Genomic DNA, 23,123 nt, shown 5'->3' on the forward strand with positions numbered 1-23,123 from the left:
CATACGAAAAAAACGCCCTGAAAACAGGGCGTTTTTGTGGATTGGCAAATTCCTGATGCTGTCAACCTTAATTCGGTTTTTGAAGCGTTGCGACATGCGCGGCTCTGGTTCAGGAATTGGTTTCGGGAACGTGGCTGAGTTCCAGCGTGTTGGCAGGAGCCATCTTTTCGTTTTTGGTATCCCAGCCCATCATCTGGCCGGAACGCCAGGATTCATTTGCCATGTTGACCGCGACGACTCCTGCCAGACCGAGTTCGCTCGGACAGTTGAGGGCTTCGCCGTTGCGCAGATGATTCTGCAGATTCGTGTGATGCAGCTTGGTATCTTCAGCACCCGACTTTTTATGTTCCGCGAGCACCTTACCGTCTTTGTCTTTCGCGACCCAGCCTTCACGGGTGAAGTAGAGGGTGCCTCGATAGCCGCGAATCAAGTGATCGATACCGACGCGATTGCTCATCGTGCCGAGAACATAAACCGTCATGCCGCGCGGGTATTCGCAAATCATTTCGAAGTTATCAGGAAGGGTGCGACCATCATTCCACTGCCAGATGCCACCCATGCCGACGACGCGACGGGGGTAGAGCAGGTTGCAGGCTTTCATGATTCGCGTGATGCGGTGAATGAACAGGTCGGTGCAGATACCACCCGAGTATTGAGAATAGTTGCGCCATTCAAAGTAATGGTGCGGGTTCCAGTCGATCTTTGGTGCGTGTCCGAGCCAGGCGTCCCAGTTGAGGTCGGCCGGTTTCGGTTCATCGTCTTTGAGACCGGGGCGACGCCAGGGGCCTTGCGAACCGTAGCGGCGGACGTATTCGATCTGGGCCTGTACGACCTGACCGAGCACACCTTCTTCAATCGCTTTGGCGGCGGAGGAGTAGGAATCGTCGGACATGCCTTGCACGCCGACCTGGATCGGCAGTTTGGTCTCTTTCTGTTTTTTGATGACGGCTTGGGCTTCGGGGATGCTGTGCGTCATTGGTTTTTCACAATAGACGGCTTTGCCGGCATCCAGAGCGTCGATCGTCATTTGCGCGTGCCAGTGTTCCGGCGTGGCGATGGTGACGTAATCGATGTCCTTGATTTCCAGAACCTTGCGATAGTCGTCAAAAGCATGCTGGGCGCCGGTTTTGGTTTTTCCTTCTTCGGCACGGGTTTTCCAGCAGTCGGCAACCGCGATGGCTTCGACGTTGTTTTTATCCTTGATGGCGTTGTACGTATTCATGTGGGCGTTGGCCATGCCGCCCGCGCCGATGAAGCCGACGCGAATCCGGTCGTTGGCGCCAAGAATACTGCCGTAGCTTTGTGCGGTCCAGGCCAGGCCGGCTGCGACAGTGCCGCCGGTCTGGAGGAAACTTCTGCGCGTGACTTCAGAGGAAGCCGCTTTCTTTTCAGAACTCATGCGTACTTATCCTGTTTTGAATTAAGGAGTGATCGATGTGGAAAGCTCAGTCGCTTACTTGAGTTCTTTGATTCGCAGATTTTTGAACTCAATTTTCGCGCCATGACCACACAGGCAGATGTGCCCGATTTCCCGTTTCAGTCCGGGGTGATCTTTGTGATCGATGGTGCCGTTTTTCTTGGCGTCGGTCATATCGAAGTCGACAATGACGGTGCCGTTCAATGTGACTTTGACTTTGTTGCCATCGACGAGAAGTTCCTGTGTGTTCCATTCCCCAACTGGTTTGAGGTGACCGCGTTTGGCAGGAGCGGTGCCGTAAAGCGAACCGTGGTATTGGTATTTCTGAAGCTTGGCGTATTTTTTCGCTGTGTCATCAAGGATCTGGATTTCTTTTCCGGCATAAGCGGGGCTGGTTTTGGGGTGACGTGGCACGTGGAAGCCGATGCCGTTATTCGCGCCGGGTTCGAGTTTGAAATCAAACCGCAGAACAAAGTTTTTGTATTCTTTGTCCGTGAAGAGATTTCCGCCGCTGTCTTTTTTGCTGATCAACATGCCGTCTTTGGCATAATATCCGTCGGTGGCACCTTCCCAGCCATCGAGGTTTTTACCGTTGAAGATGCTGACAAAATCGCTGTCGCAATGTTCTTCCGCGACAAGAGGCTCGACAGAGAGACTGGCGAACGCCAACAGACAGAGGGCAGTAAACTTTCGGGTTGTGAATTGGAGCATCGTGTTGATTCCTTGATATTTCGCAATTGCTTGTAAGTCAGGAAGGAAAATCCTGTGATATTTAAGGATCTTTAAAAAGGTGTGCAGAATCGAGCATACCAAAGTGCGTTTACCAGAATCAATGGAAAACCCGGTGAAAGCGCATGGTTTTTTGTTTGAGGCATTTTTGATTAGAATCGCTAAGATATATGAAAATGGATTTCCCACATGGTCATTTCAATAGAAGCAGAACGGATATGAATTTAGAGAATCAAGCAGGGGCAGATGTTGCGACAATGCGCTGGGTTGGCGGAACAGATGGATATCTGAAGATGATCGACCAGACATTGCTGCCAACGGAGTTTCGCGAAATCGAATGTCGCGATGTAGAGACGGTCTGGGAAGCGATAAAGAAGCTGCGCGTTCGCGGCGCGCCGGCAATCGGAATTGCCGCCTCTTATGGAATTGTGCTGGCGGTACAAACCGGGACTGGGACACAGAGGCCGGACTTCGACCAGAGACTCATTGAAGCTGCGACCTATTTAGCGGAGAGCAGGCCGACCGCCGTCAATCTGTTCTGGGCGTTGGATCGGATGCAGAAGCTGGCGGAGAGTTCTCCGGATCTTTCCAATTCAGAGATGCATGAACTATTGCTGGAAGAAGCGCGGCTGATTGAGACTGAAGATTTAAAGATGTGCCATCAGATTGGTGAGGTCGGTGCGGAACTGCTTTCCAAGGGGGATGGCGTTCTCACACACTGCAATGCGGGTGGTCTGGCGACATCAGGAGGAGGGACGGCTCTGGCAGTTTTCTTTGAGGCGGCCCGACAGGGAAAACAGATTCACGTTTATGCAGACGAGACGAGACCGTTGCTGCAAGGCGCACGATTAACAACGTGGGAATTAATGCAGCGTGGCATTCCCGTGACATTGATCAGCGACTCGATGGCGGGCTGGGTGATGAAAGAAGGGAAAATTCAGGCGGTGGTGACAGGCGCGGATCGAATTGCCGCGAATGGCGATGCGGCGAACAAGATTGGCACATATTCGGTGGCACTGCTTGCCAGCATTCACGAGATTCCGTTTTATATCGCAGCCCCCTCCAGCACGTTTGATTTGAGTCTGGAGAGCGGCGAGGAAATTCCGATCGAAGAACGATTGCCGGAAGAGATCACCAATGGCTTTGGCAAGCAGACCGCGCCTGACGGAGTCGACGTGTATAACCCGGCGTTTGATGTGACACCCGCGAAATATATTCAAGGGATCATCACCGAGCGCGGTTTGATTGAGCCGGTGACGAAAGAGGAAGTTATGCGCGTGCTCTCTTCGGACCCGGTTTGAAGTTGAGTTTAAGAAGGGAAACTTCGAATCTTAGTAGCGGGGCGCCTGATTGTATCCCGGTGTCGCTGGCTGATACTGAGGCTGCACTGGCTGTTGTTGATACTGGGGCTGTTGCTGCTGATAAGGTCGGGCTGTCTGATATTGAACCGGTACCATGGCAGGTTGTTGCTGCAGATAAGTCGAGTTGCGTTGTTGTTCCTGGTACGCCCGCTTCCGTTTCTGGATTTCTTCGATGTCTTGTTCACGAGGAGGCAGTGCATAGTTTTTCCAGGTGGCCTGTTCCTGATATCGATTCCAGAAATGCTGCGAGTAGGCTAATTGAGGGGTGATGCCCCAGCCGGACGCGGTCTGTGTTTGCGAAAGGACGTGCCGGTAGTTATACGGTTTGAAGTAATGGTAGCCACTATAAGGAGAAATTTCCTGAAAGTAGCCGTGCTGCCAGGGGTATTGGGAATCGAAGGGGTAGAGCGGGTCTCCATAGAGTCCGCTGGTGACTCCGGCGCTGGTCATGGGGTAACTTGCTTCGTACGGAAGTTCGGCGGCACCATAGTAGCCTCCGTTCGAAATCATAGGATCTCCGCTGACGGCAGCTGCGATGGCAATGGCAAAAATGGTGGTCGACATATCCGAAATTCCTCTGTATTTAACAGACAGAGACGATGCTCTGTGAACTGGCACAATCGTTAAGCTTGTTATCAGAGAGAGACTCTCCCTTACTCTTATTTATCGGATGATCAAACGGTCTTTCCTTCAGGCTCATCACAAAATTCGCAGGATGTAAATCACATACGCGCGCTACAACCTGAATATTTTCAAATCGGGTTAGATCATCCAGTGAAAATGGACCGGCAGAATCTGCCGAAAGCGTGCTCAGATTTCAAAAAAAAACGTGCTGTTCCGCTTTGAGTCAAAAAATGATGTAGGTTTATTAGTAGACGCGAGTGATGTCAGTTTGACATTCTTCGGCATTCATCGCGATCATTGATAGATACGAAATGACTTAGCGAGACGCAGTTTTTAGAGTGTGATGAATGTGCTTTTTCATCATCATGATGATCATTTGAAATACTTACATGAGGCGTAAGAGAGCAATTATGCAACAGTATAAAATCACTACAATCATGGTGATGATCTTCGTCGGCTCCGGATTTGTTTACGCCGATGATGTCATCCCCGGCGCTGATTTGGGAAAATCAGCCACTTTACCCCCTCCACCCGGTAATGTGGCTCCACGTCCAGACCCGGCGGCGAATGCGCAACCTCAACCGCAGGCAGGACCTGCTACAAATCCGGATGCGTTGACTCGCCCTGTTCCCGGATATCGAGGTGGTCCGTATGTCAGAGGCGGTAATCAATATTGGTTACCGAATAACGTGGTGCCGCAAGTCGGATCACCTTATTACTATAGTGCGACTCAAGGGCCCGGCGGTACGTATGGCATGGAAGGGCCGAGCGTTGGTATTCGAGCCGGACAGACCTGGTTTGGTGGTTATCACGAAGCGAACGTTGGAATGCAAAATCAGGGTTTGTCTGCTGATCCTTATACACGGCATTTCGGTCCCGGGTTTTATCGATCGAATGAATATGGTCATTTGCGATTTCCGTCCTACAGTTACCGCCGCCCCTGGTACAACCCGGGTGCTCCAACATATAACCGTGATACGAATTATCGCTGGTAATCAAATCTAAGAAGAGAAAATTGAAATAAGCAGACGTTGATTAGTTGTTGTCTTGAAACGCCCCGGTTTACCGCTGGGGCGTTTTTTTTGTCACTGAATTTGAAGGGGTTATCCTCAAGTTGCGCGATAGAAGAGGAAAATTAAGTTGAACCAGTCTAATCCTATTTTCATGATTAGCCGATACAAACAATACAATGTGGTATGTATCTACCCAAATTGCGTTCTCTATTTTTCAAATTTGGATAAATGACCCCAATTTTGAATTGATCGCCGCGATTTGAGACATGCCCTGAAGTGATTGTTTAACAGTAAGTTAGGGAAAACTTTCTGTCATAAAATAGATACAAATATGGGTTCTCAATCCTCTCGTTCCGGTTCTGGAGCGATGATTCATCCCAGAAAAATACACAGATATAACGCGAATTACCTTTTTCCTCTTTGCAGGTAATTGGGGAGCAACTGCGGATGTTCAAGCAGAACTGCCACGGATCGGCAATTCGATTATTAAAGAAGCATCGTTTTCGCAATGCGATTCAGCTGATCGCGATTGTGATAACGGGTTCACTTTCGATGGCGCAGGCCCAGGGGCCTTCTATGCTGCAGTTGCCAGCTCCTGCTGCTCAAGGAGACTCACGGTACGCTCCCGATCCGATACAAGTGCCTCCAAGCGATTCCAGACAATACCAACAGAGCCAGCAGGTACAACAGATTCCACAGGGAATGATCCCGATCCAGAACGTACAACACCAGACACGTGGTCCACGGGTACAGATGGTGCAGGATACGGGACGCATTACGAGAAAGCCACTCCCTACACAGATCCGTTCAACGCCGGGAATTTTTGATGAAATGGAAATCATCATTCGCCGGAGTCAGTTGATCATCACGAATTCACGAATCCGTCGGTATGCGATTGCCGATCCTTCGATCATCGAATTTGTCACCTACTCGCCGACTGAAGTTTCGATCGTCGGCTTGCAGCTGGGGACGACGACTTTAACACTCTGGTTTGAAGGGGATGATACCCCGATTACGTACCTGGTTCATACCATTCAGGATCCGAGTCTGGAAGGCCAGCGACGGATTGATTACGGCAAGCTGGAACGCAAGATTGCGGTTCTGTTTCCGAACAGTAAAGTCTACCTGATTCCCCTGTCGCGAAAGATTATCGTAAAAGGGGAAGCTTCCGATGCAACCGAAGCAGCGAAGATCCTGTCGGTAATTCGCGGTGAAGTGATCAACTATGACGGGAACCTGGGGGGACCACAGCCTTATGCAACGGGGGTCGGCTATGGAGGGGCCGGGGTTGACTCGACGTATGCGGGGGTCAATTTCGATTATGCCTCTTCTCTCATAGTAAATATGCTGGAAATTCCGGGCGAATTCCAGGTGATGATTCATGTGACGATTGCACAGATGAACCGCACGATGATGCGGCAGCTGGGTGTTGATTTAGCCGTGCTGTTTGACAACGGTCGTCAATTTATCGGTTCGACAATGGGGGGAGTGCCTTCCACTCTGACGGGTATTTTTGAAGCCGGTGAAGTGAATGTATTGATCAACGCGTTGGCGCAGAACGGTACTACGAAAATTATGGCGCGACCGACGTTAACGGTATTAAGTGGTCACTCGGCGAGTTTTCTTGCCGGTGGTGAATTTGCTGTACCGACAATTGTTGGTGTCGGGGGAGCCCAGGGGACGTCCACTACATTCCGTGGATTTGGTACCTCGATTGTTGTAACGCCGATTGTGATCGACAAAGATTTGATTCGAATGCGAATCGTTCCGGAATACAGTCAGATTAACGATTCCAACTCGGTTCAGGGGATTCCCGGTTTGAATTCCCGAAGAGCCCAGACCACAGTGGAACTGCGCGAAGGGCAGACGATTGTTCTGGCTGGTTTGTTTGGCAGCGATTCTTCTGTGGGTGTGACTCGGATTCCCTGGCTGGGAGAAATTCCACTCGTGGGCAGTTATCTTTTCAGTTCAAAACAGTCGAGCCGGGGCGAATCCGAATTGTTGATTACCGTGACACCACAGCTGGTTCGACCGATGGAAGAAGATGAAGTGCCCCCTTATCCGGGACATGAAGTGACTATTCCGGGAGATAAAGAACTGTATAAGTATGCGATGACAGAAGGGGCTCCTGACAAAGAGGTTTATCAGTTGCAGCCTTATGGTCGTGAGGCAGGGCAAGGAGTTCCCGTCGGATATCGAATGTTCAATCCTGCACCTGCTTCGCCGTACTATCCGCCGATGAACACGGGAACGTTTCAGCAAGGCTCAACAACACAGCCGATTCCTCAACGAGGGAGTACCTTCCCGGCTCAGCCGAGACCAGTCCGACCACCAGGACCGATTCGTTCGAACCAGCATCAGCCATTACCTCCACCACCAGCACCGGGGGTCAGCGGGCCGCAAGCTCATTCAGCCGCGTATCAGGAAAGTCTCTCGCAGCAACAGAATCAGCGTGGATTCACTCAAATGATCAAAGAGCGATTCCAGAACCGAACAACTGATAAAAATACCTGGGTACAACCGGCTGGTTATGTGGATCCCCGGATGAGACGGGAATCTGCCGAGCCTCAGAAAAGTCGTTCAAAATTTCCCTGGAGCAGGTCAAAGTAGTTAATTCCCAGAATGATGAATCCTTTTTTTCTGGCTGTGTGAAATCAGTCAGAACATCATGACTGGTTTTGAAACCAGATTCAATTTTGCTTGACTTTAAAAGTGAAGTTGGATGCTGGAGATCATAAATGCAAAAAAACGTCGTTAAAATAATTGAGGGACATGATGGCCCGACTATCAATATTTCATAAAATGATTCTTTCCACTACCTGCATCGTGCTGGTTGCCGGCTGCTGCAGTTGGGGGGGAGGAAAGTGTGGAAAATGCCACTTTGGTGGTGGCGGAGGCAATTGGGGATTCCATAAACGTTCATTTGCCATTCCAGAGGTCTATCCACTCGGCAGCGTGAATCGTGCGCATTATCACACGATGGAATCCAACGCGGAAGCCGTCGATTTCATTATCAACCGCAATGAATTTGTAGAGAACAGTGCCGAGTTAACGACCAATGGTAAAGATCATATTCTCGAAATTGGGGCACGAATGCGAAGCAATCCTTACCCTGTGATTGTGGAGCGGAGTGATAATAACTACGCGCCCGAGCTAGACGCGTATCGACGACAGTTGGTTGCCCGGATTTTAACCGACCTGGGAAACCAGGATGCTGATCAGCGAACGATTGTCTCTACACCATATGGTCGCTCTTTAAATTCACGCGAAGCCGAAATTGATTACTATCGTTTCATCTCAACACGCGGAGGAATCGGCGGGTTTGGAGGGGGCGGCGGCTTCGGCGGTGGTGGTGGAGGATTTGGTGGCGGTGGCTTCGGTGGGGGCGGTGGAGTTGGATTTTAATTCCAGGTCTGTTCCTGTTGGTTAAAACGGAACTCAAATCTTCAAACGATCAAAAACGCCATACGAGCTTTGCTTTTATGGCGTTTTTAAATGCTTATTTGACAGTGGCTTAAGAAAAACACATCAGGCTCAATTCAACTGAAAACCTCTCGAAAATGCGAGTTGGTAATTAGTTTTCAGATTCGTATCGACATGATTTACGAAACGTCATAGAATCCTCGCCTGAATCTCAAGTCTAATCATTTCTCTCAAAATTCCCCCTAAATCACAATTCCCATTTCCAGGCTATTCATTCAATCGAAGAAGCCTCTACACGGTCGATTCTGATCCAGGCAACGGTCAAGCGTTTGCGCTGTCTCTTCAGGAATCTTGCTGTTGTCGTTGCTTTAGATTAATGGCTTCGAAGTAATTATTGAATCAAATAAAGCAGAGCAATCTGCTCTGTACTCGCTGAATCAAGGTTGATACCCGATGAAAACTCGAATGTTTCAACATACTGTTTTGCTGACATTCTGTTGCATTTTAGTGTATGGATGCCAGTCTGCTCCTTTTTCTCGTCGCTTTTTGAAAAACGAGTCGCTCACTCAAAAATCGAGTGAGACGGAAGAAGAATCAGCGATCCAGAAAAATTTGCGAGAAGCGATGGCAGCGGAACGCGAAAAAGGGCGTTTGGAGAGACAGCAGAGAAACGCACAATCTGACTCCCCGGAGAGTCTGGCCGAGATTTCAACACAAGAGGAAATGCTAAAACGTCTGACTGCGAAAGTAGAATCTCAGGCATTGCCTTTGAGTTCTACCCAAAAACCGATTCAACAGCCGGAGATCGCGACAGATGAATCGAAGGTCCTGCGCGAATTGAACCTGGCATACGATGCTGACCGGGCAGGGAATCTTGAGAAAGCACAAGGGTATTATCAACGCGTGCTTTCTATGGATCCAGATAACTATGAAGCATTGCATCGTCTGGCGATTATTGAAGATAAAAAGCAGAATTTTCCTGCAGCCGAAGCCTATTACCTGAGCGCACTCAAATTAGATCCGTCAAACTCTGATCTACTCAGCGATATAGGTTATTCTTACATGTTACAGGGACGTGATGATTACGGTGAACGGTATTTGCAGGAGGCACTGAAATATCAACCCGGTCATGTCCGCTCGCTTGATCACCTTGGCTGGTTCTACGGACGTACCGGACAATACGACCAGGCACTGGCTCTGTTTCGAATGACAGGCAGCGAAGCACAGGCACAACTGAAGTTTGCACAACTGTTTCCAGGTGTGGATCCGAATCAACCAACAGTACAGCCAGGCGTAGCACCGCAGCAAGTGCAGCAGCAGGTACCGAATCAAAATCCGGTTCAGATGGTTGCTCCCGACAACTCGGTTCCCCGGATTCAGCCGGTAGGGCAGGTTCAGACTGAATATCAACAGCCGGTTCAATACGCTGCAACTGGGAATCCTCATGCTGCAACAGAGCCAGTAATGAATCAAGCCAGCAATAATCCCACGTTGCAGATTGCAGAAATGATGAAGCGCGAACGGGAAAAAGCAATCCAGGCACGGAGTGCAGCACAACAGCTGCCAGCGATTAACCCGAATCAGGCGCTGGCAGGTCAGTATGACAGTGCACCGATGCCGGTCAACAATTATCAAAATTCACAACCAATGATGCCCGCTCCTTCGGAACCAAGTCCGCCCGCCGCTGTTCCTGTAGCGGGATCAACTCAGATTCAGGCCTGGCCTCCTGTTGGTGATCCGGGGATCGCCCAGGCTGTGCAGGCATCAAACTATTGGGCATTGAAAGAACAGCAGCAACAGAATCAATACCAACAACAGCAACTGAATCAAAATCAGAATCAGCGACAATTACATCAGGCCCCTGTCAGACAGCTTCAAAACCAACCTTATCAAAATCCCATTGCACAGGGGGTACGTCCGCAGCAACCAGTGCAGAATCAGAATCTGCCTCACGGGGGGCAGCAAATGAGAGTCCAGCAAATTCCACAGCAAAATATGCCTGCGAATGTTCCTCGGGCGGGACAACCTTTATATGGAAATCAGTATCATGTCCCGGGACAGTTTCCTGGTTACCAGATTAATGCGACACAGTCTCCCGCGCAGCAGGGACAACCTGCTTCGGGAAATATCCAGCAACAAAGCGATCAGGAGTTGATTCGGGAAGCAGCACGGACGGGTATGAACCTGGGACCCGGTCAGATGTTTCCTGTTGCCGAGGGGAGCCCGAACCAATCGAATGGTTCCCCGTTAATGAGTGCTCAGATGAATGCAGGAACGATTCTACCTGCATCCGCGCAGGTACCGTCACAAAATGTATTTCGACCCGGCGGCCAGAATATCCAACAGGCTCAGGTTGGACAGCCGGTTTATCAGCAGCAGTCAAATAGCGGGATCAGGCAGGCAGGATATGAGTATTCCAATCAAGCCTCTCCGCAAGGGGCTGTGATGAATGCGTCTTTGCAGTACCAGGGTGTTCAACAAGTTCCGTCCACACTACCTCCGTCTGCCTTGTATTCGAGTAACCCCGCCGTTGCGCCAGCCAATGTGCGGACAATGGAATCGGATCAAAACCAGGGGCTTCAGCAAAATGGCTATCCTAAAGGGATGAATCCAGTGCAGAATCAGAACCGGGCATTGATGAACCAGAATGCGACTCCGCAATCATCGTCACCCTTTCAGTGGGGGGCAGACCAGCCGGCAACGCAACAGCCTGCTTCACGTTATCACTTTCCCACACGCCAGGGGCAGTATTGATCTCGGTGAGTTCTGATTTCGTGCGTTAACTGGCCAGGAGCTGTTGCTCCAGCGATTCGAGAATTTCTTCCGTCGGCCATTCCTGGAGTGCGACCTGGATGGACGAATGATTCTCGAGCCATTTACGGACCTGTTTTTCAGCGAACATGACTGTACTGTGATTGCGTCCGCCAAAGAAGTCGCCGATTTCACTATAAGCGGCTTGAGTCAGTTTTCGGGCTAGAAACATGGCCAACATACGGGGCTGGCTGATATTTCTCGCTCTACGAGATGATTTCAGATCGGCCTCGGAGACTCCAAATGTGTTGCAGACAATTTGCTTGATATCATCCAGTTTGATAATCCGGATGCAATCGCGTTCGAGGTCTGCCAGAATCTGACGCGCCATCGATGTAGTAATTTTCTGATTTGTCATTACCTGATAGGTTTGCAAGCAGTTGATGGCGCCTTCCAGTTCCCTCACATTATTCGTAAAACGCCTGGCAACATATTCCAATGCGCCCTCGGTAATACGGGTTTTTAATTTCAAGGCGCGTTGACGGGCAATTTCGAGCCGCAATTCGGTTTCCGGCGATTCCATGCGGCAAACTAAGCCTGACAGAAATCGTGTGGTTAGTTCCTCACTCATTTTGGTTAACAGACGGGGATGCCTGTCAGACGAGAAAACCAGCTGCCGACCATGGCTTTCCAGGTGTTTGATCGTATGCAGCAGTTCTTCCTGAAACATGCGCTTGGATTCAAAGAAGTCGATGTCATCAATGATCAGGACATCGACATTTCGGAATCGCTGGCGAAAACCGGGCAGCGATCGTTCCTGCAAAGCTTTTGAGAAATAGTTTCCGAATGATTCAGCCGTGAGAAAAACAACCTGCAGAGATGGGTATTGCTGTCTGACCTTGCGGTAGAATCCTTCCAGCAGGTGCGTCTTGCCGACTCCCACACCGCCGTGAATGAATAATGGGTTGTACAGAGCCCCTGGTTGATCGCTGGCCTGCTGGGTTGCCATGAACGCCAGTTGATTGGACTTTCCGGTGACAAACGAACTGAGATCGGAAAAGCGTCTGCCTTTATAAGGAGCCTGCTTGCGCGATTGATTCTGCTCAAGCCGTTCGCGTTCTGGTTTCGGTTCCGTTGTCGACGTTGTTGAACCCGTTGAATGATCTGCGTCGGTCTCAGCCAATTCGTTTTTTGCAGAATTGTTGTTTTCCTGACCGGCCAGCTCGGGATTGACTTCAAAGCGGTATTCAGCCGCAGAGCCGATGCAGGCGACAGCGGTCGCGTAAATGGGTGAGGAAAATTTTTTCTGCATCCAAGTCAATAAAAACGGGCTGGCGACTCCTACGACAAGGAAGTTCCCATCCAATTTGAGACTGACTTTTCCAGCAAACCAGTTCTGAAAGCTACGTTCACCGACCTGCTGCGCGAGCAATTGATAGATTGATTGCGCATTGGATTCAGTTGTCGCAGGCCCCAGCTTGGCTTCCGTTGGTCGCTTTGTTGACGAAACACAAAGCGTACCCTCCACTGCCAAAGACGTGGGTTGCATCTTGCACCCTCCCCCCGCGCGCAAAATTTCCACCCATAATACAGGAAAAAGCGAAATCCTGCTTTTTCAGTATCGATCATGGTTGTGAGGTATATTTGGAAATGATGCGCTAAAAAGCTCCATTGATAACAGCGCCGAAAAGATCTCAGGCAATTGTCTTAGGCGACGCTGCGTTTACTCATTCAGTGATTCCGATACTAGCTTGAATTGGCAAAGAGTCAAACAGAAACGGAGAGGAATTTTTTCAGAATTTTGAGACCGAAATCAAAAGCCGTTTTACCAGCAGAAAATCACAAATTTGGCGAAAAATTATTTTATCAGGCAGAACAAGCTCTTGTTCAAAACATGTTAATTAATATCTGATTTTTTTTCAGGGAATTGCGAACGTAATCGTGCGTGGACGCTTAATGTGTTTTGTCTGACAAATCCCAAATCTTCGTAAATCTTTATCGCATACGAATTTTTGTGATCAACGGCGAGGATGACGCCAGACTGGTTTTGTGCCTGTGCCTGTTGTAGTCCGTGACGAATAAAGGCACTTCCATAGCCGTGTCCCCTCTGTTCGGGAGCGACTCCCATATAGACCACTTCCCAGACATTGTCGGACCGGTGTTCAGATAACAGGAGCACTCCTAAATCAATTCCCTCCCGCTGAAACAAGTACCAGTGTTGCTGGTCGGAGTCACCAGAGCTGCGATGTGATTCTAAGGATTCTTCAGCGGTTCGAATGTCATTCAGTACTGGACAGTCATGTGAAGCCTGATGGGTCAGGTCCAGAAGATCCAGAAATCTCTGGCGGTTTTGCTGTTCATCATATTGTACCCACTCAAGCGGTTCCGTTTCCTTTGAGTCGGATTGACTGATTTGAGACAGTGGATGCCTCATAAACAGCAGGTCAGTCAGGTGAGGAAAGCCATTCCGAGTCAGTATTTTTCGCTGATTGAGTTGTCCCGGGTCGATCAACGATTGACCGATACTAACCTCGGAACGCTCAATGCGTGTGCTCATCTCCTGTAAAATAGCGTCGGCACAATCATGGTCTCTGGTAAAGGGAGGCCAAAAGAAGGCGGTCGAGGTATCTGTAAAGACCAGTACGCCTGCGCCAATCAGCGTTCCGCCCTCTCTGGCAATCAGAATCTGGTGCTGGTCTTTTTTTCCGCCGTGAATCGATTCCAGAAATTCCTGGATTTGTGTCTCTCGCTCTGCTTCTGATGAATCCGCAAAGATAAACGCAGACGCTTCAGACTGTTCGTCAGTGGTGGCGAGAGAGACGGTGATAGACATTGTCAGATTTCATTTATCGGGAGCAGAGGAATTACAACAGCATATAACTCAAACTGATTACAGCAGTATCATAAAAAAAAGGCTGGTCGGTTGACCAGCCTTAGTTTGGAAAGGAGAGGAGTTCTTAAAATTTAACGGAGTGTAAATTATAGGAATTTGTCACATCGTGTCTTAATCGAGGTAAATTGTAGCCATAGGGATTGCTATTTGTTTTCAGTAATCCCTCGGGAGATCCCCACTGACGATCCGCAGCATTCTGCAGGTCATTATCGACAGGATTCAGGTTCTGAAAACCCAATAGGCCCACCGGATGAGGCGAACCCGTTACCGGATCAAATGTCGGTTGCTCTGTTTGTGGTGAATTTGTCACCAGAAGCAGTGCCAGACAGCAGGCAACCGTTGTCAGTGTTGGTAGGAGAAAATTGAACTGCGTCGGACGATTTCTCCGGCGACGTGCTGCAATTTTGGCAGAAACCTGAGGCCAGACGCTATCCTGTAATGAAGGCACAGGAGCACTGTCGAACTGTTTCTGAAGTGCTTCATAGCTTTTTTGCAGTTCCTCATATTGGGAACGACACTGTTCACAGTTTTTGAGTTGCTTTTCCAAGAGATCCAGCTCGGCGCCGGACAAGTCGTTACCGACGGCCAGAGCGACTCTTGACTTTAAACCATTGCATTGCGTGCAGTACATGTCTTTTTATTCCTTGCCGGACATGGAGTTTTCAACATTTTGCCGGTTTGACCACAGTTTTTGAAAACGATTTCTCGCTTCAGCTAATCGCCAGCGAATTGTCGCTTCTTTGCGATCCAGAATTGCGGCAATTTCGGAAGTCGAAAAGTTTTCCAGATCTCGCAAAACGAGTACAGTCCGATACTTTTCGGGAATTTCTTCCAGAATCGCCTGAACTTCCTGATTGATATCAAGTTTGTTCCTTGGATCCGGTACGGATGGATCAAAGGGAGTCTCAGAGGGGCTGTCGCTAAATAACAACCACCAGCCTCGTCTCTTTTGTTTCCGCAGGTAATCCAGCGCCTGGTTAACTCCAATCCGAAACAGCCAGGGACCAAAACGCCTGGACGTATCGAACTGATCAAGCCGTTCGTAGCTTTTCAGGAATGTATCCTGAGCCAGATCTTCTGCTAATTCCGGGCTTTTGACAAATTGGATAATCACTCGGATAAGCCGTCTCTCATAACGAAGGACTAACTCCCCGAATGCGCTGTCATCACCCTTGCGAACTGCTTCTACCAAACGTGCATCACTAATTACGCCACCAGATGGTAGAGAGTCTCTTTCCTCAATTTTTTTATCGACCATTTCTAACTGCATGTCTACCTCCCCTCTCCGCGTTAATGTCACGCTTTGACCTTATTACGGCTAAGAGGGGAGAAATGATGGGAATTTATTGTAAATTCTGTAATCGAAGTTAAAAAGACTCCTAATCAATATGCCTACCCTTAATTATACCTAGCAAAACTTCGTTTTGGGGAGGATTTGCCGCAGGAAACAATTAATTCCTTAAGTGTTTATAGATTATTAGTTTAGGTGGTTTGTTAACATGATGGTCGCGCAATATTCATGGAATTATGGTGACTGCGAGGATATTTTCGTCAGATTCCGTTTTGGCTTTCATTCTGAATATAACGATCTGCCCGATAGGGCGCTTGTGGTAGAGCAGCTAGTTGTTGCCTGCAGCGAGAGGAGAGAAAAACGGGGTTTGGACGGGTTTTGTTCCAAACGCGTGGTTTTCAACCCCGTGTGAGTGGGTCTGGATTCACAGATCTTGCGTATGAGCCGTGCTGCAAGAGGGGAACGTTTGGATGAGGCAATCTGTGTTTCTGCATTACATTTGCGGTGGGATTTGTTATTCTGGTTTTCTGATGATTAAGGACTGAGCCTGTCAATTTCATGAGGCCTGAGGGAGAGGATACTTTGATGATTCAATGGAAATTATGTAGCGGATTGCTAGGTCTCTTAATTTTTTTGACGGGGTGCTCACAGGAAAAGTCGCCCCCGACTGATTCTTCTAAGGCCACTTCAGAGAATGAAACTTCTAAGGATGCTGCGATGAATACGGGAAATGAATTTCAATTGGCCATTCAAAGTGAGCCTTACGGAGCCACGGCTGATGGTCAGGAAATCAACCAGTTTTTGCTTTCCAATGATAAAGGGGTCAGTGTCAGCATTATCAACTATGGTGCGATTGTCACTGCCGTGTATGTGCCGGACCGCGAAGGGAAAACGGAAAATATCACGCTCGGATTTGACACCTTAGCTGAGTATGAGAAAAAAGGTCCTTATTTTGGTGCGATCTGCGGCCGCTATGCGAATCGGATTGCCGATGGCAAATTCACGCTGGATGGCAAAGAGTATCAACTAGCCCAGAATAACCCGCCCAGCCACTTACATGGCGGCGAGCAGGGTTTCGATAAGAAAGTCTGGGCGGCGGAAAGTTTTTCCAAGAAAGATGAAGTGGGAGTTCGCTTAAGTCTGGTGAGTCCAGATGGTGAAGAAGGTTATCCCGGCAAGCTGACACTGAACGTGGTTTATACGCTCAATAATGACAACGAATTCAAGATCGACTATACGGCGACTAGCGATCAGGCCACGCCGATCAATGTGACCAATCATTGTTACTGGAATCTGGCAGGAGAAGGAACCATTCTGGATCAGGAACTGGTTTTGAATTGTGATCAGTATCTCCCGGTCTCGGATGTGGCAATTCCGACAGGCAAACTGGCTGCAGTCAAAGAGACGCCGATGGACTTTACCTCGGCTCATAAAATCGGCGAACGCATTGCGCAGGTTGAAGGAGGCTACGATCATTGCTGGGTCGTTAATCCCTCAGAGAAACAACCGGCGTTTACGGCGCGTGTTAAAGATCCCGACTCCGGTCGTGTTATGGAAATCTTCACGACCGAACCGGGAATTCAGTTCTATACCGGAAATTTTCTGGATGGGACCGAAGCAAGCGGCGGATATCCCAAGAATGGTGGACTGTGTCTGGAAGCACAACATTTTCCCAATTCACCAAATCAACCAGAGTTTCCGAACACGATTTTGAAACCGGGAGAAGTTTACGAACAGACGACCGTTCATAAATTTTCGGTCGAGTAATCCATAAAAAATGAAACTTCAAGCTTGAGTGGGAGACGCTGAATGACGTTGTCTGGTTTCCTCCGCAATGAAACAAAGATGTGTAGGGTATCTTTCCTTGCCTGGGCTTTCTGTTGTCTATTTTTCGTGCAGTTCCAGACGAATTCTGTTTGGGCAGATCCAAACCAGCCTGCGGTGGAAGTAGTCGAAGGTCAACCACTGGCGGCGAATGTGAAACGGCTGGTGGCAGCACTCGATTATCTGGGGACGCCGCTTCCAAAGCTGCTGGTAAAGAAACTGAAAACCGCTTGTGATGAACGTGATGCGAAATCGATCCAGAGGTTTCTCGATTCCGAAGTCCTGTGCGTGGTTTCTCTTAACCCGGAAGTCCGCACCAAAGTTGCCCGCGGACCTGCTCAGGCCGTGTTGCAGCAAGGCGGGTTTACGCCGTTCGTGATCAAGGTGATTAATCATAGTACGGTAACACGGCAATTACAGATTTCCAGCCCGCAGGCAGGTCCCGTTTATTCTGGCGCAGCGCTCAACAGTTTGAAACGACAGGCACAAACCGAATTAAATCGGAATGAGAATACGAAAAACGCGTCAGACCGTTTTCTGGAAGTTGAACTGTTTCAAGCGAGTCCGATGACCGTCAAGTTGAGTGGACTCGAAGTGGAGTATGCGATCGCCTTGATCTACTGTCATGAATCAGGAAAACGGGAGGTGACTTTAGAATTTGATGTGGGAGCGGGAACACAGGATATTGGCTTTCGGGGAGAAGTTCCCGTGCTGTTTGATGTACAGTCAGCGGTTCCTGTAAAACTCTCGATCAGAGATTTTGACGGCCAGCCAACAGCTGCCAGACTGGAATTCCGCGATCAACAGGGGCGAGTCTTTCCTTTGCAGGCCAAACGGCTCGCTCCGGATTTCTTTTTTCAGCCACAGATCTACCGACAGGATGGAGAGACCGTATTGCTACCTGCTGGAAAACTTCAAATGGAATATAGTCGAGGACCGGAGTACCAGCGTCTCACGAAAGAGGTCACGATTTCATCCGGCAGTCCACAGACAATTGACGTTCCTTTGAAACGCTGGGTGAATCCACGCGACTACGGTTTTTATTCCGGCGACCATCATATTCATGCTGCCGGCTGTGCGCATTATGACAACCCGACCAAGGGAGTCACGCCGCGCGATATGTTCAGTCAGGTGAAAGGGGAAGGGTTGAATGTAGGTTGCGTTTTAACCTGGGGACCTTGCTTTGATGTGCAGCGGCAGTTTTTTGCTTCGACGGCAGACCGGGTGAGTGAGCCTTTGACGGTTTTGAAATATGATCTGGAAATCAGCGGCTTTGGTTCCGCCGCGCTGGGGCATGTTTGTCTGTTGAACCTGCAGAACCAAACTTACCCCGGCACTCTGGGAACCACAACGGGCTGGCCGAGCTGGACTGTACCTGTGCTGCGCTGGTGTAAAGAGCAGGGGGGCGTGACTGGTTATCCCCATTCAGCGCTCAGGGTCAATCCTCCCCAGGCCGCACAACGTTTTTTACAGAATCTGGATCAGGACAAGTCGCAGACCCTGAACTCGAACGAAGCAGCACAAGGGTTATTAGCTAAACCATTTCAACAAATCGATGAGGATGACAACGGTGAATTGAGCGTGCAGGAATTGACACACGCGTTAGAGCAGGCGGCGGATGAGCTGCCGAATCTGGCTGTCCCCGAGATGAACGGCGGCGGTGCAATGGAGATTTGTGTGAGTACTGCAGAAGGAGTTTGTGATTTTGTGAGTGCGATGGACACAGAACGCATTCCCGAATGGAATACCTGGTATCATATTTTGAATTGTGGTTTTCCACTCAAAGTCAGTGGCGAGACCGATTTTCCCTGCATGAGCAGTCGACGTGTCGGGCAGGGGAGAGTCTATGTGCAACTCGGTGACGTGGACGAACTGGATTTCAGCCAGTGGTGTGATGGAATCAGGAGAGGACGTTCCTATGTCTCCGATGGGTTTGCCCATGCTTTGAAGTTCCAAGTGAATGGTGCGTCTCCCGGGTTTGAAAATGTTTCTTTGAACCAGCCGGAAACTGTTGAGATTACAGCAGCCGTCTGCTTTGCTCCTGAAACTCCCAAAGCGGTTGCGTATGGATTATTAGATGCTCCGGAGGGACGCCGGGCACAGGGAGACACACGCATCCTGCATGCACCGCGAAATTCCGAGTATGTGACCGGTGGTCAGAGACTGATTGAAATTGTGCAGAACGGTCAGGTTGTCGCTAAGCAGACCGTACCTGCAGACGGTAAAATTCATCAACTTCGTTTTAATGTACCCGTTGAACGTAGCAGCTGGATTGCATTACGTCAGTTTCCACAATTACACACGAACCCGGTGAATGTGATTGTTGATCAGAAACCGATCCGCGCCTCGCGCGAGAGTGCGCTCTGGTGTGCCGAGACGATTAAGTTGCTCTGGAAAAATCGAAACAAAATCATTGCCGCACAGGAGCGACTTGAAGCCGAGCAAACTTACCAACGGGCGATTCGCACCTATCTCCAACGTGCCAAAGAAGCAGTCCGCACGAACTGAGGCAGATGTTATTTGCTGTCGTTGCGGGAGACGGTGACTTTCTGCCGCTGATCGCGTTTCTGTTTCAGAAGTTTTTTTCCACTGACAAACAGCAAGACAAACAGTCCTACTGCGGCAAAAGGGATCAAATGAACCGGCTCTGTCAGGTAATGCAGGATGCCATGCGGGTTTGTAGCTTGCTCCGCTCCGTGACCGGGATGAGCAAACAGTTGTGGACAACTGACAAATGTGATCAGGCATACCAGAGTGAGTTGGAATCGATTCATTTCAAAAATCTTTCTGAAGTCAATGAGGGCAGGTCTTAGCACAACTCCTGCCGGGTTGCTTATTTTAGGATAAACATCAGTAAGACTCAAGAGTTGAATCCTGTCTGTAATTTAATGACTTTTGATTTGCTGTGAGAGTTTTTCGATCCCGTCAGAGTAAACATCCAGAACCTGGGCTCGTTCATGATCGTCGGCGAACAGAAATTGTTTTGCGATTTGATCCCGGTTTTGCTGCATTTCTTTCAGGAATTCCTGAGCCTGCTTCAGGTCGAATTTTGTTTTCCCTTCCCATTCGAGGTAGATGGGACTGGTGTGTGAAAATAATTCCCGTCCATATTCATTGAGGGGCGTTTTCTGCTGTCGTTTTGGATTTTGGGGAACAGAGGGAGAGGGAGTGCGTAATGCAATCCAGCCAGGTTGGTCTATCTTGAGTTTCAATTCTAGTTTTGCTTCAAAATGGTTCTGTAGAGGAGACGTTTCTCGGGTTGCGATCACCTTACCGTTGTGAACCAGCTCCAGTTTTTCGAAATCAACCCGTCCTTTGCCAGATGCGTGAATCGTGATTTCATCATTTTCTGCTGAGAGCTGCAGTTGATCGCCGATGCTTTTTTCATTGATCCGTAAATCCAGTAAAGGGCCATTGGTGATAAAGGTTCTTCCCGCCTTTAAACTTTCCAGCCAGCTTGTTGTTAAGGGAGCATTCAGGGCCGCATAGACGCGTGAAAAATCGTACTGAAACCAGTCGGTGCCTGTGGAAAAAGGAGTTTTGTAACCCGCGTTTAAATAGCGATAAAAACTGTCTTCGTATGTGCTGCGGGTGCCGCCATCGAAAATATTTACGGCATGGACGTCGCCTTGAATGATGTTGGGCGTGGATTCCGTCCCCCAGGCATTATGGCACCAGATAACTGTTGTTTGGTCTTTGAGCGCGGTTTTAATGCCGCGCGATAAAGGGATACCATCGGTACCCTGTTTCATGATTCCCGGACCGATGCTGACCGGTTGGATCAGTCGTTTGATATCTAACAGCATGACATGACCGTAGCCTTCATCGTATCCGGAGCTGTTATGCCGATGCTCTTCTCCCCAGCCAAATAAAACCCCCGACTTCTTCGAGAGCGTCTTTAGATCTGCTTTCGAATAGCGATTGGTAATGTAAGTTTTATCAGCAATCGCACGTTCCAGATGCGAGACGAAAACCAGATCAAGCCGATCTGCTGACGGGACCTGTGTCAGATAGCGATCACATTCCTCTCTACTTAGCTTCATGATATGCAGATGGGTGTTAGCCGTTTTATAGTTGGAAGTCCGTTTCGAAAAACGGGTCAGCGGTAATGTGATGTTGGCTGATGACTGTTGCGAGAGGTCAATGGTCTTTTGGGTGAGCTCGGTTTCCAGTCCTGAAAGTGCTTCGAGGGTCACTTTGGTTTGAGGGAGTTGGATCTGCACTTCCTGCGGGATGACCGACCAACTGTGAATGCCCGTCTGTTCTGATTCTGGGCTGGTCTTCACTCCCGTTCCCCGATTGAGTAATTCGGGTAACAGAACTCGTTTCCCCTCGGCATCAAAAACACGCAGCAGGCCAGGGACAGTCTGCTTGTTTCCCGACGGATTGATTTCAATCAGACGTAGTTTTACTTTGCACTGTGGCTGTTTAGTTTGCTGGGAAGATGTCTGTTTCGCTTTGAGCGGCACTTGCAGTAAAGCCAGATCGGCAGACGCTGTCTGTAGCATGCTGCACAGGCTGAGGCTGCAAAATAACGAAAAGGATAGACATATAAAAAATGTGTGCTTTCGATTGAAGTGCATCACAGTGTCTCCTCGGTGGCAGGTAAGGCGGCAAGGCAGAATGAATCATGCTTCATTCAGATTACCCGGTCGTGAATCCATTGCAAAGTCTGCTGGACTGAGCGGGAAATAAAAAATGACCAGACATTGAGTTAATGCCTGGTCATAACATGCAGCGCCTACCGCTCGCGTGTAGTTTATGCAAACAGCTTAGTCGAAGCTGGTGAGTTCTCCTCCTCTGATACTGGAGAGGGATTGATAGACGCCTAAATCGATATTCTCGGTGATAAAACGCACGCGCCCATCGCCAAACAGAAACTGAGTGCCGCCAGTATGATGACTGCTGAAATCGTCAAAGTGAGAGGCAGGGTCGTTGGGGACATGGTCTGTCGCGCCGAGAACCCGGGCAAATGTTTCTTCACCTTCCGGGACTGCGCCGACCCAGGTGGAATACCAGCCGGCGGTTTTATCGGTTCTGCGTTCGCCAACAAACAGAGTCTGTGATGTACCATCAGTAATGTCACGGAAACGGGTATTACTGTTCTGGTAGAAAAGTCCCGTACTTTTGCAGGCAGTTCCCGCCGGGACGGTTTCACAATCATCCAGTTCATCGCTACCGAACACCCCGATATAATTACCGGTTGCCAGCTTAGCGAGGACATTTCCTGGATTTCCTTCTTCTTCAAGATCGAACGTATTGTCGGCTGGATCTGAAGGGCAACGAAATACCGTGAGAGTCTGATCAATCAATCCAGTGGGTTGCGCCGGATTATTGATATCGAGATCGAAGTTGAGTTTATTATAAAGAGGTGCCTGATCCAGGTAAGGCAGAACCATTGTTCCCCAGCCCCAACCACTGCCGTACTCGACATTGGCACCAACGCCTGGCTGAACGCCGATCCAGCCGGGAGGGAAGATGCTATGAGTTTCATGGTAATTGTGCAGCGCCAGACCAATCTGTTTTAAATTGTTCTTACACTGACTACGGCGAGCTGCTTCGCGTGCTTGTTGTACGGCTGGCAAAAGTAATGCAATCAGAATCGCAATAATGGCAATGACAACCAGTAGCTCAATCAGGGTGAAGCCGCGTCGGGTATTCCTGATACTCTTCATAACTGGACTCCAGAACGTTTTTGGAAATCGAGAACAATATAAATGCAACAATGCAATCATTATTGCAAATCATTTGCAGTAGTCAATGTCTATTGCAAATAAATTGCATTAGCTCCTGGTAT

The 23,123-nt window shown here is 49.2% G+C and carries 17 protein-coding genes; 7 read left to right on the top strand and 10 right to left on the bottom strand.

Features of this window, described 5'->3' with window-relative positions; all coding sequences use genetic code 11:
• Positions 1 to 109: 109 nt before the first annotated feature.
• Both Pan241w_RS04705 and Pan241w_RS04710 read right to left on the bottom strand, forming a co-directional pair.
• Complete coding sequence (locus tag Pan241w_RS04705; RefSeq protein ID WP_145211691.1) at positions 110 to 1,399, bottom strand: Gfo/Idh/MocA family protein; 1,290 nt, start codon at positions 1,397 to 1,399, stop codon at positions 110 to 112.
• Between the two features lie 54 nt (positions 1,400 to 1,453).
• Positions 1,454 to 2,128, bottom strand: a complete 675-nt coding sequence (locus Pan241w_RS04710; RefSeq protein WP_232107355.1) for a 3-keto-disaccharide hydrolase — start codon at positions 2,126 to 2,128, stop codon at positions 1,454 to 1,456.
• A 236-nt stretch (positions 2,129 to 2,364) separates the two neighbouring features.
• Here Pan241w_RS04710 and mtnA point away from each other — a divergent pair, with 236 nt between their 5' ends.
• Positions 2,365 to 3,447 (top strand): S-methyl-5-thioribose-1-phosphate isomerase, encoded by a 1,083-nt coding sequence (gene mtnA, locus Pan241w_RS04715; RefSeq protein ID WP_145211694.1) that lies wholly within the window; start codon positions 2,365 to 2,367, stop codon positions 3,445 to 3,447.
• Between the two features lie 30 nt (positions 3,448 to 3,477).
• On the opposite strand, the gene Pan241w_RS04720 is transcribed toward mtnA, so the two are convergent.
• Positions 3,478 to 4,071 (bottom strand): hypothetical protein, encoded by a 594-nt coding sequence (locus tag Pan241w_RS04720; protein WP_145211697.1) that lies wholly within the window; start codon positions 4,069 to 4,071, stop codon positions 3,478 to 3,480.
• 470 nt (positions 4,072 to 4,541) lie between these two features.
• Here Pan241w_RS04720 and Pan241w_RS04725 point away from each other — a divergent pair, with 470 nt between their 5' ends.
• The 4 genes from Pan241w_RS04725 to Pan241w_RS04740 all read left to right on the top strand — a co-directional run bounded on the left by Pan241w_RS04725 (position 4,542) and on the right by Pan241w_RS04740 (position 11,321).
• Positions 4,542 to 5,126 (top strand): hypothetical protein, encoded by a 585-nt coding sequence (locus Pan241w_RS04725; RefSeq protein ID WP_145211700.1) that lies wholly within the window; start codon positions 4,542 to 4,544, stop codon positions 5,124 to 5,126.
• Positions 5,127 to 5,591: 465 nt separating this feature from the next.
• On the top strand, positions 5,592 to 7,754 hold the full coding sequence (locus Pan241w_RS04730; protein WP_145211703.1) for a type II and III secretion system protein family protein: 2,163 nt from the start codon (positions 5,592 to 5,594) through the stop codon (positions 7,752 to 7,754).
• Between the two features lie 162 nt (positions 7,755 to 7,916).
• Entirely contained in the window at positions 7,917 to 8,549 is a 633-nt protein-coding gene (locus Pan241w_RS29265; RefSeq protein ID WP_198000323.1) for a hypothetical protein, read from the top strand.
• A gap of 483 nt (positions 8,550 to 9,032) precedes the next feature.
• Positions 9,033 to 11,321, top strand: a complete 2,289-nt coding sequence (locus Pan241w_RS04740; RefSeq protein WP_198000324.1) for a tetratricopeptide repeat protein — start codon at positions 9,033 to 9,035, stop codon at positions 11,319 to 11,321.
• A 25-nt stretch (positions 11,322 to 11,346) separates the two neighbouring features.
• Here the strand turns inward: Pan241w_RS04740 and dnaA are convergent, their stop codons facing one another.
• From dnaA to Pan241w_RS04760, 4 genes are all read right to left on the bottom strand, one after another.
• Positions 11,347 to 12,867 (bottom strand): chromosomal replication initiator protein DnaA, encoded by a 1,521-nt coding sequence (gene dnaA, locus Pan241w_RS04745; RefSeq protein ID WP_145211709.1) that lies wholly within the window; start codon positions 12,865 to 12,867, stop codon positions 11,347 to 11,349.
• A 348-nt stretch (positions 12,868 to 13,215) separates the two neighbouring features.
• Positions 13,216 to 14,151 carry a GNAT family N-acetyltransferase gene (locus Pan241w_RS04750; RefSeq protein WP_145211712.1) on the bottom strand — a complete coding sequence of 312 codons (936 nt, stop codon included), beginning with the start codon at positions 14,149 to 14,151 and terminating at the stop codon, positions 13,216 to 13,218.
• Positions 14,152 to 14,275: 124 nt separating this feature from the next.
• On the bottom strand, positions 14,276 to 14,842 hold the full coding sequence (locus Pan241w_RS04755; RefSeq protein WP_145211715.1) for an anti-sigma factor family protein: 567 nt from the start codon (positions 14,840 to 14,842) through the stop codon (positions 14,276 to 14,278).
• A gap of 6 nt (positions 14,843 to 14,848) precedes the next feature.
• Positions 14,849 to 15,481, bottom strand: a complete 633-nt coding sequence (locus Pan241w_RS04760; protein ID WP_145211718.1) for an RNA polymerase sigma factor — start codon at positions 15,479 to 15,481, stop codon at positions 14,849 to 14,851.
• 738 nt (positions 15,482 to 16,219) lie between these two features.
• On the opposite strand from Pan241w_RS04760, the gene Pan241w_RS04765 reads away from it, so the two are divergent.
• Together Pan241w_RS04765 and Pan241w_RS04770 are read left to right on the top strand one after the other, a co-directional pair.
• Positions 16,220 to 17,269 (top strand): aldose epimerase family protein, encoded by a 1,050-nt coding sequence (locus Pan241w_RS04765; RefSeq protein ID WP_232107356.1) that lies wholly within the window; start codon positions 16,220 to 16,222, stop codon positions 17,267 to 17,269.
• Between the two features lie 78 nt (positions 17,270 to 17,347).
• On the top strand, positions 17,348 to 19,834 hold the full coding sequence (locus Pan241w_RS04770; RefSeq protein ID WP_145211725.1) for a CehA/McbA family metallohydrolase: 2,487 nt from the start codon (positions 17,348 to 17,350) through the stop codon (positions 19,832 to 19,834).
• 8 nt (positions 19,835 to 19,842) lie between these two features.
• Here the strand turns inward: Pan241w_RS04770 and Pan241w_RS04775 are convergent, their stop codons facing one another.
• The 3 genes from Pan241w_RS04775 to Pan241w_RS04785 form a co-directional block, all read right to left on the bottom strand.
• Positions 19,843 to 20,100, bottom strand: a complete 258-nt coding sequence (locus Pan241w_RS04775; RefSeq protein WP_145211727.1) for a hypothetical protein — start codon at positions 20,098 to 20,100, stop codon at positions 19,843 to 19,845.
• A gap of 111 nt (positions 20,101 to 20,211) precedes the next feature.
• Positions 20,212 to 21,834 carry a CehA/McbA family metallohydrolase gene (locus Pan241w_RS04780; RefSeq protein WP_145211730.1) on the bottom strand — a complete coding sequence of 541 codons (1,623 nt, stop codon included), beginning with the start codon at positions 21,832 to 21,834 and terminating at the stop codon, positions 20,212 to 20,214.
• 264 nt (positions 21,835 to 22,098) lie between these two features.
• Positions 22,099 to 23,001: a DUF1559 domain-containing protein gene (locus Pan241w_RS04785; protein ID WP_145211733.1), complete on the bottom strand. Its 903-nt coding sequence runs from the start codon at positions 22,999 to 23,001 to the stop codon at positions 22,099 to 22,101.
• Positions 23,002 to 23,123: the final 122 nt, after the last annotated feature.

Origin of the sequence: Gimesia alba (assembly GCF_007744675.1) — a bacterium.
GTDB lineage: Bacteria > Planctomycetota > Planctomycetia > Planctomycetales > Planctomycetaceae > Gimesia > Gimesia alba.

What these genes read in the sequence shown, in the direction of transcription:
- Pan241w_RS04705 (WP_145211691.1), bottom strand. Translation starts at nt 1,399, where the DNA reads ATGAGTTCTGAAAAGAAAGCGGCTTCCTCTGAAGTCACGCGCAGAAGT.
- Pan241w_RS04710 (WP_232107355.1), bottom strand. Translation starts at nt 2,128, where the DNA reads ATGCTCCAATTCACAACCCGAAAGTTTACTGCCCTCTGTCTGTTGGCG.
- mtnA (WP_145211694.1), top strand. Translation starts at nt 2,365, where the DNA reads ATGAATTTAGAGAATCAAGCAGGGGCAGATGTTGCGACAATGCGCTGG.
- Pan241w_RS04720 (WP_145211697.1), bottom strand. Translation starts at nt 4,071, where the DNA reads ATGTCGACCACCATTTTTGCCATTGCCATCGCAGCTGCCGTCAGCGGA.
- Pan241w_RS04725 (WP_145211700.1), top strand. Translation starts at nt 4,542, where the DNA reads ATGCAACAGTATAAAATCACTACAATCATGGTGATGATCTTCGTCGGC.
- Pan241w_RS04730 (WP_145211703.1), top strand. Translation starts at nt 5,592, where the DNA reads ATGTTCAAGCAGAACTGCCACGGATCGGCAATTCGATTATTAAAGAAG.
- Pan241w_RS29265 (WP_198000323.1), top strand. Translation starts at nt 7,917, where the DNA reads ATGATGGCCCGACTATCAATATTTCATAAAATGATTCTTTCCACTACC.
- Pan241w_RS04740 (WP_198000324.1), top strand. Translation starts at nt 9,033, where the DNA reads ATGTTTCAACATACTGTTTTGCTGACATTCTGTTGCATTTTAGTGTAT.
- dnaA (WP_145211709.1), bottom strand. Translation starts at nt 12,867, where the DNA reads ATGCAACCCACGTCTTTGGCAGTGGAGGGTACGCTTTGTGTTTCGTCA.
- Pan241w_RS04750 (WP_145211712.1), bottom strand. Translation starts at nt 14,151, where the DNA reads ATGTCTATCACCGTCTCTCTCGCCACCACTGACGAACAGTCTGAAGCG.
- Pan241w_RS04755 (WP_145211715.1), bottom strand. Translation starts at nt 14,842, where the DNA reads ATGTACTGCACGCAATGCAATGGTTTAAAGTCAAGAGTCGCTCTGGCC.
- Pan241w_RS04760 (WP_145211718.1), bottom strand. Translation starts at nt 15,481, where the DNA reads ATGCAGTTAGAAATGGTCGATAAAAAAATTGAGGAAAGAGACTCTCTA.
- Pan241w_RS04765 (WP_232107356.1), top strand. Translation starts at nt 16,220, where the DNA reads ATGAATACGGGAAATGAATTTCAATTGGCCATTCAAAGTGAGCCTTAC.
- Pan241w_RS04770 (WP_145211725.1), top strand. Translation starts at nt 17,348, where the DNA reads ATGTGTAGGGTATCTTTCCTTGCCTGGGCTTTCTGTTGTCTATTTTTC.
- Pan241w_RS04775 (WP_145211727.1), bottom strand. Translation starts at nt 20,100, where the DNA reads ATGAATCGATTCCAACTCACTCTGGTATGCCTGATCACATTTGTCAGT.
- Pan241w_RS04780 (WP_145211730.1), bottom strand. Translation starts at nt 21,834, where the DNA reads ATGCTACAGACAGCGTCTGCCGATCTGGCTTTACTGCAAGTGCCGCTC.
- Pan241w_RS04785 (WP_145211733.1), bottom strand. Translation starts at nt 23,001, where the DNA reads ATGAAGAGTATCAGGAATACCCGACGCGGCTTCACCCTGATTGAGCTA.